The sequence below is a fragment of the Thioalkalivibrio sp. AKL9 genome (genome assembly GCF_000377825.1).
GTDB classification, from domain to species: domain Bacteria; phylum Pseudomonadota; class Gammaproteobacteria; order Ectothiorhodospirales; family Ectothiorhodospiraceae; genus Thioalkalivibrio; species Thioalkalivibrio versutus.
The window spans coordinates 87,995-101,943 of record NZ_KB905106.1; the positions used below are offsets into that span (position 1 = coordinate 87,995).

Annotated in this window: 12 protein-coding genes; 2 read left to right on the forward strand and 10 right to left on the reverse strand. The window is 66.2% G+C overall.

Annotation, left to right across the window (positions count from 1 at the left end):
- Positions 1-47: 47 nt before the first annotated feature.
- The 10 genes from D573_RS0105345 to D573_RS0105390 all read right to left on the reverse strand — a co-directional run bounded on the left by D573_RS0105345 (position 48) and on the right by D573_RS0105390 (position 10,927).
- Positions 48-3,146, reverse strand: coding sequence for an efflux RND transporter permease subunit (locus tag D573_RS0105345; protein ID WP_018937837.1), 3,099 nt, complete (start codon positions 3,144-3,146; stop codon positions 48-50).
- A gap of 15 nt (positions 3,147-3,161) precedes the next feature.
- Positions 3,162-4,271: an efflux RND transporter periplasmic adaptor subunit gene (locus D573_RS0105350; RefSeq protein ID WP_018937838.1), complete on the reverse strand. Its 1,110-nt coding sequence runs from the start codon at positions 4,269-4,271 to the stop codon at positions 3,162-3,164.
- 61 nt (positions 4,272-4,332) lie between these two features.
- Complete coding sequence (locus tag D573_RS0105355) at positions 4,333-5,094, reverse strand: TetR/AcrR family transcriptional regulator (protein ID WP_018937839.1); 762 nt, start codon at positions 5,092-5,094, stop codon at positions 4,333-4,335.
- A gap of 88 nt (positions 5,095-5,182) precedes the next feature.
- The gene (locus tag D573_RS0105360; RefSeq protein WP_018937840.1) at positions 5,183-5,857 is read right to left on the reverse strand and encodes a type 1 glutamine amidotransferase domain-containing protein; all 675 of its coding nucleotides are present in this window, start codon (positions 5,855-5,857) and stop codon (positions 5,183-5,185) included.
- A 173-nt stretch (positions 5,858-6,030) separates the two neighbouring features.
- A complete protein-coding gene (locus D573_RS0105365; protein ID WP_018937841.1) occupies positions 6,031-7,038 on the reverse strand; it encodes an NAD-dependent epimerase in 1,008 nt (335 codons plus the stop codon).
- A gap of 4 nt (positions 7,039-7,042) precedes the next feature.
- Positions 7,043-7,300 carry a cell division topological specificity factor MinE gene (gene minE, locus D573_RS0105370; protein WP_018937842.1) on the reverse strand — a complete coding sequence of 86 codons (258 nt, stop codon included), beginning with the start codon at positions 7,298-7,300 and terminating at the stop codon, positions 7,043-7,045.
- Between the two features lie 2 nt (positions 7,301-7,302).
- Positions 7,303-8,112, reverse strand: coding sequence for a septum site-determining protein MinD (gene minD / locus D573_RS0105375; protein ID WP_018937843.1), 810 nt, complete (start codon positions 8,110-8,112; stop codon positions 7,303-7,305).
- Positions 8,113-8,203: 91 nt separating this feature from the next.
- Entirely contained in the window at positions 8,204-8,926 is a 723-nt protein-coding gene (gene minC, locus D573_RS0105380; RefSeq protein ID WP_018937844.1) for a septum site-determining protein MinC, read from the reverse strand.
- Between the two features lie 186 nt (positions 8,927-9,112).
- Positions 9,113-9,886 (reverse strand): DUF1295 domain-containing protein, encoded by a 774-nt coding sequence (locus D573_RS0105385; protein ID WP_018937845.1) that lies wholly within the window; start codon positions 9,884-9,886, stop codon positions 9,113-9,115.
- A 3-nt stretch (positions 9,887-9,889) separates the two neighbouring features.
- Positions 9,890-10,927 (reverse strand): cyclopropane-fatty-acyl-phospholipid synthase family protein, encoded by a 1,038-nt coding sequence (locus tag D573_RS0105390; protein ID WP_018937846.1) that lies wholly within the window; start codon positions 10,925-10,927, stop codon positions 9,890-9,892.
- A gap of 277 nt (positions 10,928-11,204) precedes the next feature.
- Here D573_RS0105390 and D573_RS0105395 point away from each other — a divergent pair, with 277 nt between their 5' ends.
- Together D573_RS0105395 and D573_RS0105400 are read left to right on the forward strand one after the other, a co-directional pair.
- Positions 11,205-13,316, forward strand: coding sequence for a DUF1631 family protein (locus D573_RS0105395; RefSeq protein WP_018937847.1), 2,112 nt, complete (start codon positions 11,205-11,207; stop codon positions 13,314-13,316).
- A 98-nt stretch (positions 13,317-13,414) separates the two neighbouring features.
- Positions 13,415-13,948: a lipocalin family protein gene (locus D573_RS0105400; protein WP_018649831.1), complete on the forward strand. Its 534-nt coding sequence runs from the start codon at positions 13,415-13,417 to the stop codon at positions 13,946-13,948.
- Position 13,949 lies beyond the last annotated feature (1 nt).

A 13,949-nucleotide genomic window follows, 5' to 3' on the forward strand; every position in this document is an offset into this window, starting at 1 on the left:
GACGGGCCGCTGGGAACGCCCCGTCACACAGCCCACGACCCCGGGTATCAGGACGTGGCGGCAGTGGCGGGCGCTCCGTCACCGGCGGCATGGTGATCCCGCGCTAGGTAGAGGTAGATGGCGGGCACCACGAACAGGGTGAACAGGGTCCCGATCGCCATGCCGCTCGCGATCACCAGGCCCATCGCGAAACGCGAGCCGGCGCCGGCCCCGGCGGCCATCAGCAAGGGCACCATCGCCACCACGGTCGCGGTGGTGGTCATCAGGATCGGCCGCAGGCGCAGGGCCGACGCCTCCTCGATCGCCTCGCGCAGCGTCCGCCCCTGGCGCTGCAGCTGGTTGGCGAACTCCACGATCAGGATGCCGTGCTTGGCGATCAGGCCGATCAGGGTCAGCAGCCCCACCTGGGTATAGATATTCAGCGAAGTCATCCCAAGGCTGATGAAGATCAGTGCCCCGGCGATCGACATCGGCACCGTGGTCAGAATGATCAACGGGTCGCGGAAGGACTCGAACTGAGCAGCCAGGACCAGGAAGATCACCAACAGGGCAAAGAAGAAGGTGACCACCAGCTCACTGCCCTCGGCCTTCAGCTGACGCGACTGTCCGGCATAGTCGACACTGACATCCGGGGGGAGCACGTCGGCGGCAATCTCGTCGATGATGTCCAGCGCCTCGCCCAGGGTCACCCCCGGCCGCGGCACGCCCGACAGGGTCACGGCATTGAGCTGCTGGAAGCGCTTGAGCGAGCGCGGGGTCACCGTTTCTTCCAGTGTCACGATGCTGGATAACGGGATCGGCTCGCCGTCACGGGTACGCGTGAACAACTCTTCCAGCTGCTCCGGATTCAGGCGCTCGCTGCGCTGCACCTGAGGAATCACGCGATAGCTGCGGTTCTCCATCGCGAAGCGCCCGGCAAACCCGCCAGACAGCATGGTCGCCAGATCGGCATTGAGCGTGGCCATGTCGATCCCGAGCTGGGCGGCGCGTTCGCGGTCGATCTTGAGATCCACCTGCGGCTGATCGAAGTCGAGATCGGAGTCCATGAAGATGAAGCGCCCGGTCGCCATCGCCCGCTGCATGATCTCGCTGGCGAACTGCTCCAGCTCCTCGAACGAACCGGTGGAGCCAAGGACCACACTCACCGGTGCACCGTCGCCCGGGGTGGGCAGCTGGGGCGGCTGGATCGCGAACACCTCCAGCGCCGGGATGCGGTCCAGGCGTGGCTGCAGCTCCTCCTGCAGGATGGTCTCGGTATCCCGATCACGCTGATCCCAGGGTGCGAGGACGAAACCGCCCAGGGCCTGGTTGCCGGCACCGGCGATGCCCGGGCCGCCGCCAAAACCGTTCACGATAAAGATGTTATCGAGCTCCGGGATTTCGTCGAAGAAGCGGTCGGTCAACTCGGTGTTGCGTTCCAGCCAGTCCAGGCCCATGTAGGCATCGCCCTCCATGATGGAGAACGCGAAGCCCTGGTCCTCCGGCGGCTCCAGCTCGCTCTGCGAGGTGACGAACAGGAAGTAGCAGGACACCAGCACGATGGCACCGAACACCGCGATGGTGAAGCGGTCATTCAGCGCCCCATGCAGGCGCCGACGATAGCGTTGCTGGAGGGAGTCGAAGCGTGCATCCAGCCAGCCTTCGATGCGTCCGCGCTTCTCGGTGGCGCCATCGCGCAGGATCTTCGAGCACATCATCGGCGACAACGTGATCGCGACAATCCCCGAGATCACGACGGTCGCCGCCAGGGTGAACGCGAACTCGATGAAGAGCGTCCCGGTCAGCCCGCCGATGAACCCCAGCGGCAGGAACACCGCCACCAGGGTGGTCGACATCGCCACAATCGGCCAGGCGAGTTCGCGCGCCCCCTGGATCGCCGCGTCCATACGCGACATCCCCTCCTCGATATGACGGGAGATGTTCTCCAGCATGATGATGGCGTCATCCACCACGATGCCGATGGCCAGCACCATCGCCAGCAGGGTCAACAGGTTCAGCGAGAACCCCATCAGCAGCATCAGCATGAAGGTGCCGACCAGCGATAGCGGCACCGCTACGGCCGGGATAATCACGCTGCGCAACGAGCCGAGGAACAGGTAGATCACCACCAGCACGATCCCCAGCGCCAGGCCGATGGTCACCAGCACCTCGTCGATCGCACTCTGGATGTAGTCCGTGGAGTCGTAGACGATCTCGCCTTCCAGCCCCGAGGGCAGGCGCGGCAGGATGCGCTCGTCGAATACGTCGCGGACCTCGGCAATCACGTCCAGGGCGTTGGCATCCGGCGCCATCTCGATCCCGACGAAGGTGGCCGCCTCGCCATTGAAGCGCACCGAGGTGTCGTAGTTCTCCGAGCCCAGCTCCACCTCGGCCACGTCGCCCAGGCGCACCAGGTCGCCGCCGGTCTCGAACAGGATCAGCTGCTCGAACTCCTCCGGACGACTCAGATCGGTATCCGCCGTCAGGTCCAGCCCAACCATGGAACCCCGCGTCTGGCCCACGGCGGACAGCACATTGTTGCGCTCCAGGGCCTCGCGCACGTCGCGCCCGGTCACACCGAAGGCGGCCATGCGATCGGCATCCAGCCAGGCGCGCATCGCAAAGCTCTGGGCGCCCAGGATCTCGGCTCGCTGCACGCCGTTGATGGTCGCCAGTTCCGGCTGCACCTCGCGGATCAGGTAATCGGTGGTCTGGTTGTTGGACAACCGTTCGGAGTAGAACGACATGTACATTGCAGCCACGTCCTGCCCCACGGACAGATCCACCACCGAGTCCTCGGCCTCCGCCGGCAGGTCGCTGCGAATCTTGTCCACCTGGGCCGCGATCTGCGTCAGGGCCACGTTGGGATCGTAGTCCAGCTCCAGATGGGCCTCGACGATGCTGATTCCCGCGCGGCTGGTGGAGACGAGGTAATCGATCCCCTCGGCCTCGGCCACCTCGCGCTCCATCGGCGTGGTGATGAAGCCCTGCACCAGATCGGCATCCGCGCCGATATACGCGGTGCTGACGGTCACCACCGCGTTCTGCACCTCGGGGAACTGGCGCACGTTCAGGTCAAATACCGCGCGCACCCCGAACAACAGGATGAACAGACTCACCACCGTGGCGAGCACCGGCTTCTGGATGAAGATATCGGTAAAGCGCATGCCAGCGACCCCGCTCTAGCGGTTCGCCGGGCGCGGGTCGCGCTCGGCATCGGGCTGGGCATCCTCGGTGATCTCGACCGGGGAGTCGTTTTGCAGCTTGAGCAGGCCACTGGCCGCGATACGCTCACCCGGCTCCAGCCCGTCAAGGACCTGCACCAGATCACCGCGGCGCGCGCCGGTCTCGATCAGGCGTTGTTCCACCCGCAGCTGGCCTTCGTCGTCCTCCGCGATCACGAATACCGATTGCCCCCAGGGCGCAAAGCGGATCGCGGTCTGCGGCGCGACCACCGCCTCCTCGGACTCCCCGCGATCCAGCGTCACCCGGGCGAACTGCCCCGCACGCAGGCGACCCTGTTCGTTTTCCAGCAGGGCCTGCACGCGGAACATGCGCGAGGCCGCGCGGACCCGCGGCTCGATGGCCGTGACCTCGCCGGTGAACTCTTCGCCAAAGGCATCCACCTCCACACGGACGTCCTGACCCAGGGCGATCTCGCCCAGGCGGCGTTCCGGCAGGGTGAAATTCACATACAGCGGCTGCAACGCCTCCAGCACCACGATCGGATCCCCGGGCCCGACGAACTGCCCGACGCTCACCTCGCGGATACCCAGCTCGCCCGCAAACGGCGCGCGCAGGCTCTTCTGCCGGATGCGCGCCTCCTGCGCCTTCACCGAGGCCTGGGCCTGCTCGGCCTCGGCGACCCGGCGCTGAAATTCCGAATCCGAGATGTCGTTGCGCTCGATCAGGCCCCTGGCACGCTCCAGCTCGCGGCGCGCCAGGCGCTCGCCGGCCCGCAGGTTGTCGAGCTCGGCCTCGTCCAGGGTGGTATCCAGGTCCACCAGCGGATCGCCGGCCTCGACCCGCGCACCGTTCTCGAAGTGGATGGTCTTGACGATTCCCTGCGCCTCGAAGCTCAGGGTCGCGCCCTGCACGGCCTCCAGGCTACCGATCGCACGCACCTGCGGAGTCCAGGAGTCCGTCGACACCTCGGCGGCGTTGATGGTCACCACCGGCTCCGGCATATCTTCGAAGTACTCCGCAATCTCCTGATCGACGAAGGCCTTGAAGCCGAAAATACCGCCGAGCACGATGGCCACCGCCACCAGCATAAGGATGAAACGCTTCATTCAGGATCTGCCGGATCCGGCGGATTCAATGCCGCCTGCATCTTGAGTTGTAGTCGAAGTGCTAGCCGGCGGGTGGTGCGTCGCCCGCACCGATGCCCGCATCGTGCAGCGCCGCACGCACGCGCTCGGTCTCCGCGCGCACCACCGTGGGCTCGTCCGGGTCCAGACGCGGTTCCCAGCGCCAGCCGGTCATCAGGGCGTGGAAATGCCGAATCAGATGATCATAGGGGCGGTGGATGTCGTAGGCATCCAGCAGGCCCCGCGCACTGGCAAGGCTTTGCATCCCCACGTTCAGCGCCCACGGCCCCAGTCCCATCTCGTCTTCGGAGATCTCGCGCGCCGGGGGCAGATCGCTGCGTTCGCGCGCCTCGGCCACCACCGCATGCACCGCCTCGCTGATCGGCTTCCCGGCCTCCAGCAATGCCATGCGGCGCGGAACCGACACATTCGCCCAGACCACCTCGGTCACCAGGTACTGGGTCAGGCGGTAGTAGTCGGGGTTCTGCGCGGCGAAATCGATGTCGGTCAGCACGATCGCCAGCATGCGCGAGCGCGTACCCAGGGAGAGCTCGGGGATGGCCCGGAAAAGCGCCGCCCGTTGCAGCGTCGTGCGTGCCGCCACCGCCGCCAGCAGGTCCTCTTTCGACTCGAAGTGCTGGTACAGCGTACCGGTCGCGTACTCGCAGTCCGCCGCCAGCTTCGACATTTGCAGAGCCAGCAGGCCGTCCTCGCGGATGCGCTCGTGCGCCCGCTCGATGAACAGCGCCTCGCGCGTCTCGCGCTCGCGGCGTTTGCGATCCCCGGTAGTCATGGCGCTCAGCATATCGAACCCACGACGGTTTTTGAACCCGGTTCAAAACAGATTCCGAAAAAGGCCGGGGACAGCATGCCCCGGCCCCCGGTTCGCGTATTCAGCCCGTCTCGCGCAACAGCCGCACGATCGCGTCGGCGACACTCTTGCTGGACTGCGGGTTTTGCCCGGTCACCAGCTTGCCGTCCACCACCACGTGATCGGCCCAGTCGTCGGCGGTATCCACCTCGCCGCCGAGCTCCTGCAGCTTGTCCTGCAGCAGGAACGGCATCGCGGTGTCCAGCTGGACCGCCTTCTCCTCGCTGTTGGTGAAGGCCGCCACCTTGCGCCCCTTCACCGCGGAACTGCCATCCGCCAGCATCGCACCGACCAGACAGGCCGGCCCGTGACAGACGGCGCCAACCACCTTGTCGTTGTCCATGAATTCCGCGACCAGGCGCTGGACATGCGGATTGTCCGGCAGGTCGAACATGGTGCCGTGGCCGCCGGGGAAAAAGATCGCGGCATAGGCGCCGTGGTTCGTGTGCTCATTCAGCGCGATGGTGTCATCTAGGGCCTCCTGCGCGGCCACCGCCGCGGAGCCCGCATGACTGGCCTCCAGGCTTTTCGGATCCAGCGGCACGGGGCCGCCCTTCGGACTGGCCACCTTGACCTCGAATCCCGCCTTGCGGAAGCGATCATAGGGCTCGGCGAACTCGTCGAACCATACGCCCGTCGCCTGGCCTGGAGCGATCTCGCCGTGACTGGTTACTACCATCAGAATCGTCTGGCTCATCCCTTGTCTCCTTGCATCCATGTCTCCGGTGGACTCGCCGGCCGGCTACAGGTTCCTGGTGTGCAAGGCCTGGGTGAACGAGCAGCGAGTCAGACGGCGAACAACAGACGCGGAAGGATCAAGCAAACGAGAAAGCCGAAGGACCGCGCGGCCGGATCGCCGCGGGCTGGGCATCAGACGCGGTAGTAGTCGCGATACCACTCGACGAAGCGCGCAATGCCGTCGTCCACCGCGGTGGCCGGGGCATAGCCCACGTCCTCGCGCAGGGCCTCGACATCGGCATAGGTGTCCGGGACATCCCCCGGCTGCAACGGCAGGAGGTTCTTCTCGGCCTTCTTGCCCAGGCAGTCCTCGAGGACCTCGATGTAGCGCATCAGCTCCACCGGCTCGTGGTTGCCGATGTTGTACAGGCGGTAGGGGGCTGCGCTGGTGGCCGAGTCGGGCTCGGCCCCGTTCCAGTCGGGGTTGCGCGGGGCCACGTGATCCAGAGTGCGGATCACGCCCTCAACGATGTCGTCGATATAGGTGAAGTCGCGCCGGTGGTGGCCGTAGTTGAAGACGTCGATCGGCTCGCCCGCCAGGATCTTCTTGGTGAACATGAACAGCGCCATGTCCGGGCGGCCCCAGGGGCCGTAGACAGTGAAGAAGCGCAGCCCGGTCACCGGCAGGTCGTAGAGATGGCTGTAGGTATGCGCCATCAGCTCGTTGGCCTTCTTGCTGGCGGCGTACAGGCTCAGCGGGTGATCGACGTTGTCGTGCACCGAGAACGGCATGGTGGTGTTGGCGCCGTAGACCGAGCTCGAGCTGGCATAGACCAGGTGCTCAACGCCGTTATGGCGGCAGCCCTCCAGGATGTTGCCAAAACCGACCAGGTTGGTGTCGACATAGGCCGCCGGGTTCTCCAGCGAATAGCGCACGCCGGCCTGGGCCGCCAGGTTCACCACCCGCTGCGGCCGGTGTTCGCGGAACACCCGCTCCATCGCGGCGCGATCGGCGATGTCCTCGCGCACCTCGGTGAAGTTCGGGTGGTCCTGGGTGCGCGCCAGGCGCGCCTCCTTCAGCGAGACGTCGTAGTAGTCGTTCAGATTGTCGACGCCGACCACCTGGTCGCCACGCTCCAGCAGGCGCAGGCTCAGAGCGCTGCCGATGAAACCGGCCGAGCCGGTCACAAGAACTTTCATCGCGTTAGTCCTGGTCGTCCGGCAGGGTAATGTTCAGCTCGAGGACCTCGCAGTCCCCTTCGCGGTCCACGTTCATCTGCACGGCCTCGTCGTCCACCTGAACGTATTTGCGGATCACCTGCAGCAGCTCCTGCTGCATGGCCGGGAGGTAGTCGGGCCCGGAGCGCGCCGCACGCTCGCGCGCCACGATGATCTGCAGACGCTCCTTGGCAACGCTGGCGCTCTTCTGCCGCGGCTGACGGAAGTAATCGAAAATCCCCATGATCAACCCTTGAACAGGCGCCCGAAGAAGCCCTTCTTCGGCACATCGACAAAGCGCAGCGGGCGTTCCTCGCCCAGGAACCGGTCCACCGCGTCCTGGTAGGCCTGCCCGGCGTCGGATTCCTCGTCCAGCACCACCGGCTGTCCGGCGTTCGAGGCATTCAGCACCGCCTGGGATTCCGGGATCACGCCCAGGAGTTCGATCGCCAGGATCTCGCCGACGTCCTCGATGCTCAGCATCTCGCCGCGTTCGGCGCGCTCGGCAGAGTAACGCGTCAGCAGCAGCTTGCCCTCGATCGGCTCGCCCCCCTGCTCCACCTTGCGCGTCTTGCTCGCGAGGATTCCGAGGATGCGGTCGGAGTCGCGCACCGAGGAAACCTCGGGGTTGGTCACCACGATCGCCTCGTCGGCAAAGTAGGCGGCCATTAGTGCGCCGCGCTCGATCCCGGCCGGGCTGTCGCAGACGATAAAGTCAAAGTCATCGGACAACTCGTTCAGCACGCGCTCCACGCCATCCTGGCTCAGGGCGTCCTTGTCGCGGGTCTGCGAGGCGGGAAGGATGTAGAGGTTGTCCACACGCTTGTCGCGGATCAGGGCCTGTTTCAGGTTCGCATCGCCGTTGATCACGTTGACGAAGTCGTACACCACGCGCCGCTCGCAGCCCATGATCAGGTCGAGGTTGCGCAGACCGACGTCGAAATCGATCACGACGGTCTTGTGACCGCGCTGGGCCAGGCCAGTGGCAATCGCGGCCGAGGTGGTGGTCTTGCCCACCCCGCCCTTGCCGGAGGTAATCACTACGATACGTGCCATGTTGGCGGTAGCTCCTTGTCGTCTTGCACGCGCCCGGCCTTCCCGGGGCGTGCGGACGGGTTCCTGTCATTCGTGACCGGCAGGTGGCCGGTCAGATCTCCGCGATCTTGAGGCTTTCGTCGTCCAGTGTCACCAGCCGATTCTCGCCACGTTCAGCTTCCGTGATGTCTTCGGCGATCCGGTAGTGTCCGGCGATGGACAATAGCTCGGCGTCCAGGCGCCGACAAAAGATACGCGCGGTCACCAGACCGCGCACCCCGGCCAGCGCACGCCCACGTAACGGACCCAGCACATGGATATGCCCGTCCGCCAGAAGTTCGGCGCCCGGCGAGACTGCGCCGGTCACGATCAGGTCCCCTCCGCGGGCGTAGATCTGCTGCCCGGAACGCACCGGTTGATCGACGATGCGAGTCGCGCTGTGGACCGCCGCGACGGCGGCCGGCGGGCGTTCCTGCTCGGGCTCGACGGCCTTGTCCTGCACCGGGGGCTCATCTTCCAGTGGCACCTCGCCGGAGGGTGCGCCGCCACGCCCGCCCAGTTGCAGCACCGGCAGGACGTCGAACAGTTCGGCATAGCTCTGCAGGCGCTCGGCGGCGGTACCTGCCTGCAGGCCGATCAGCTTGAAGCCCTCGGCGCGCACGCGCTCGATGGTTGCCTGCAGGTCCGACTCCGGGCTCTCGGCCACTGCCTCCAGATCGAGCACGATGGGCATGTCGCGCATCAGATCCGGGGCCTGGTCGCGCCGCGCGGCCAGCACCTCGCCCAGAACCTGCGGATCGGTCTGGTACACGCGCAGCACCGAGACCAGCATCATGCGGCCTTTCAATTCAATGGCCTGGACAGAACTCGGGGACGCGCTCATCGGATCGGCTGGCTCGCTGGCGGTGACGTGCACAAAACAGGGGCGGCGTCCGGCATCTGGAGCGCCGGACAGGACGTGCGCTTTATAGCGCGGACAGGGAAAGCGCAGCAAGGGTGCGGGATCACTCCCGCCGCCGCATCAGCTGCGCGGCGGGCCCGGGATCAGCGTGTTGGTGCGGCGCACGTAGTCGGCATAACCGGGGCGGGATTCATGCAGACGACTTTCCAGCAACGTGACGCCGGACACACGCAGGATCAGCAGGATCATCAGCACCGCCGAGGGCACGGCCCACCAGCCGCCCGCAGCCAGGGCCAGCAGGCCGAACCCGACCCAGACCACAATCTCACCGAAATAGTTGGGATGACGGCTGTAGCGCCACAGGCCGCGATCCATCACCTGCCCGCGATTGCCCGGATCGGCGCGAAAACGTGCCATCTGCGCATCCGCCAGCGTCTCGAAAAAAAGCCCCACCGCCCAGAACAGCAACCCGGCGACGGCCAGCGGCCACCACACCGCCTCGGCCCGCACCACGGCCAGCATGGGCAGGCCGATCACCGCCACCAGTGCGCCCTGCAGCCAGAAGATCGTGACCAGACTGCGCGCGGCGAAGGCACCATCGCTTCGGCCCGCGCGCATGTCCGTGTAGCGCCCGTCCTCGCCGTGGCCCCAGTTGCGCCAGGTGATGAAAAGCGACAGGCGCAGCCCCCACAACAGCACCGGGATCACGATCCACAGCCCCAGCACGGGCCACCCGGCCAGCCCCCACCACACCAGCGTGACCAGGACGAAACCCAGACCCCAGTAGCGGTCCACCAGGCTCGCGTCGCGTCGCAACACGCTCGCCGCCCAGACCCCCGTCATCAGGGCCAGCGCTGCGCCGAACCCGACCAGGAACATCACCCAACCGGCCATCCGCTAGGCCTCGGGCCGGCGAAACAGGATATGCGACACGAACCACTCGTTCCCGCCGCGATAATCGAACAACTCGGCGCAGGCCATGTAGAACATGCGCCAGCGCTGGAACCACAGCGCGGCATCCTGCGCGCCGTAGGTCTGTTCGAACAATGGCATCAGCTCGTCCCGCGCGGCGTCCTGGCGCGCCAGCCAGGCGTTCAGGGTGCGCGCGTAGTGGTGGCCGTTCACTCGCCACTGGCGCACCACGCGCAGATCCTCCTGAAAATGCCGCGCCAGATCATCCGATGGCATCAACCCGTCGCGGAAGAAGTACTGCCCCATCCAGTCGTGTTCGCCCTCGCTCTCGAAGAAGTAGGCGAACTCGCGATGGGCGAAGACATGCATGAACAACTGCCCGCCCGGACGCAGCCAGGTCGCCACGCGCCGCAGCAGCTCGGGCCAGTTGCGCATGTGTTCGAACATCTCCACCGAGACCACCCGGTCGAACCCGGTCTGGTCCGGGGCAAAGGTGTTCATATCCGCGGTGACGATCGTGAGGTTCTCCAGGCCGCGCGCGTCCCGGCGGGCCTCGATCGAGGCTCTCTGAGTCGCCGAGTTGGACACCGACACGATGCGCGACTTCGGGTATTGCTCCGCCATCCAGAGCGACAGCGAACCCCAGCCGCAGCCCAGCTCCAGGACCTGCTGCCCGTTCTCGAGGCCTGCCCGTTCGCAGGTCAGCTGCAGCATGGCCGCCTCCGCCCCGCGCAGGTCATCCACGCCCTCCGGCCACCAGGCACAGGAGTATTTCAGCCACGGCCCGAGACAACGCTCGAAATACTCGGTCGGAACCTCGTAGTGCTGCTCGTTCGCCACCTCGGTGGACAACGCCACGGGCGCGGCGCGCATCGCCTCGATCAACGCATAGCGCCGCTCCATCGCCTCCTCGGCCGGGGCCCCGCTCTCGCGCAACCGCTCCGCCAGCAGCCGCCGAATGCCGGCCCGCACGAGCGTATCCGGCAACCGTCCCTGTTCCGCCCATTCAATCATCCGCTGCATCTGTCGGCCTCTGTTGCACAATATTCAGGGAGACACTGGCCCGTTCGCACTTTGGCGTTCGAACCGGCCTTGCGTGCTAGCCCCGGGACCCGCCGCGCCGGGGCTTGTAGAAAGATAGAAGGATCAACGCCAACGTGCGAATGAATCAACATCAACCTCGTTGACCCAGGGCCCGACATCCGGTTCCCCATCAAGCCAGGGAAACGTCGCGGGTGACTGACACCTTTGCTTGCCGGGGTGCTAGATTGGCAACCTTGATCTCAGCTACTGAACCGACATGGCGCAACCCCAACGGATCCCGGCCCGCACCCTCCACCGTATCTGGACACCTTTTTTCAAGGCGGTCCAGGAGCGGCACGACGCCTTTCTGAATGACCTCGACGACCGCCTGATGGAGGCGTCCGAACGGGCCATCGATTCGCAGCGGGCGGCGCAGAACTTCGCCCTGTCGCGACAGGTTCGACTGGGGAGTGCAACGATCCGGCAGCACTTCCGCGAGCGCCTGTATGCAGCCTTGATCTCCGGGGACGAAACCGAGGGAGCTGGCGACCTTGCCGGTGCCGGCCTGGAACTGTCCCTGATGGATGACGCCGACACCGAGCGCGAAGTCGCCTTGCGCAAGCTCGTCAACAGCGCGCGCTCCAGCCTGTCCGAGGAGATCGACGCGCTGGAGACCGTCACCCGTGACTATGAACTGGCCACGCCGCCCGAAGCCGCGCCCTGGCACCCCCACGCACTGGGCGAGGCGTTCCTCGAGGCGGTCGAGGCCGTCCCGCTGCCCGCCGACGAATGCCTGTTGCTCCTGCACTGGTTCGATCGTGACATGCTCCGGGAAATGCAGCCCGAAATGCAGGCGCTGCTCCAGGGCTTCCGCGAGGCTGGCTTCACGGTTCCAGAAGTGCGCCAGCCAGCACACAACAGGCCCGCAACCCGCAGCGACGCCACCCCGGGACAAACAGCCCCCACCAACGCCCCGCCGGGGGCTGATTCGCCCGGGACCGGCGCCCCTTCGGGCCACTGGGGCCAGTTCGGGTATCAGGTTCCGGCCGCCGGCCAGGTAACGACTGCAACCGGACAGGTGCCCGCCGGCAGCCCGGTCGAGGCCATCACGACCGTGTTGAACACATCCCCGGCCAGCACGCTGGAACCGTTCATCATGGATCTGCTGCAGGGCCTGTTCGACCTGATCCTGAAGCGGGACGACCTCAACCCGGCCCTGCGCGAACCGCTGTCCGACCTGCAGCTACCACTGGTGCGTATCGCGATGCGTGAGACCCACTTCTTTCGCGATCGCACACACCCGGCGCGCCAGATGACCGGCCTGCTACTGAACATCGCGTTGCGCATCGACCCCGACCTGCCCCTGGACGAGGCCCGACAACTGCCGCTCACCCGCCTGGTCTTCGAGAACGTGGAGCGCGTGCGCAACGGTGGCCTCAGCGACAGCGCAGCCTTTGACGAGGCCCTGGATCGACTGCGCAACGAACTCGCGACGGCCGAGGACCAGATCGCCCACCAGGCCGCGAGCGAGCAGGCCGAGGCACAGCAGGAAGAGCGCACGCTGGAGATCAGTTACAGCGTCGAATCCACGGTGGAGCGCACCGTGATCTCCATGGGCCAGGACATCCCCGACGAGGCGCGCGAACAACTGATGGATGCCTGGGTACCCCTGATGACGGCCCAGAAGACCGCTGACGCCGAGGCTTCGGCAGCCGGCGATACGCCCCCGGACCCGGCGAACCCGGACAACGATGGCATGGCTCTACTGCACGAACTGCTGGCGCTGATGCAGAAGGAGCCGGACTTCCAGTCCTCCGCCCCGCTCCTGGCCCGCATCCGCGCCTTCCTCGATCGCGCCCCGCTGTCGAAGGAGGAGCGCGCCCGCATCAAGCAGGACCTGGTCAGCGCTCACCTGGTGGCCGCCGGGAAACGCCGCACTGCCACCGCCGATCGCCCGTCACCAGCCGAACAGGCGCCGACTGGGCCAACCGGCGAGTCTGGCACCAGCGAAGAACGGTCCGAGCCGGCGCGCAAGCGAGCCAGCGCCCGCCCGGGTTCCATCTTCGGCAGTTCACCGCGCCATGTGGATGACGATCCGTCCCTGATGCGCGACCATGACGACGAGCATGTCGAGCATGCCGACAACCTGATCTCCGGCACCTGGATCCAGTTCACCTCCCCCGCCGGCACCCGGGTCACGCGCATGAAGCTGGTCTGGCGCGGCAGTCACGCCGGACGCCTGCTGTTCACCGATGCCGCCGGGCGCGCCAAGCGCCAGCACAGCATTCAGGGTCTCGCCCACGAATTCCGCAGCGGTCGCGCGCAGATCATTCCGGAAGAATCGCTGTTCGATCACCTGATGGACCAGCGCCTCGGCCAGACCGCCTGAGTCCAACCCTGGCCCGGTTCGGCACGCGACCTGCCACCCCAGCCGGACCTTTTCCGCCGCGACGCGGTCCATCTCTCGAACCCCTTTGGGATGCATCGATGACACGCACACTGGCGGCCCTGTTCGCGGGCCTGGTACTGGGGATCCTGATGACCGGATGCAGCAGCCCGCAGAAGATGCCGACCGTGGACCACGTCGACCTCGATCGCTACATGGGCGACTGGTACGTGATCGCGAATATCCCCACCTTCCTCGAGCGCGATGCCTACAACGCGCTGGAGCAGTACGCGCTGAACGACGACGGCACCATCGCCACCACCTTCTCGTTCAACAAGGGCGGCTTTGACGGGCCGCGCCGCGAGTACAACCCCACGGGCTTCGTGCAGAGCGAGGACAACGCCGAATGGGGCATGCGCTTCCTGTGGCCGTTCAAGGCCGAGTTCCTGATCATCTATCTCGACGAGGCGTACAGCCAGACGGTCATCGGCCGCAGCAAACGCGACTACGTCTGGATCATGGCGCGCGAGCCGGAGATGCCCGAGGACGACTACCAGGCCATCCTCGCCTACCTGGACGAGCTCGGCTACGACACCGACGAGATCCAGCGCGTACCCCAGCGCTGGGACGACTGAC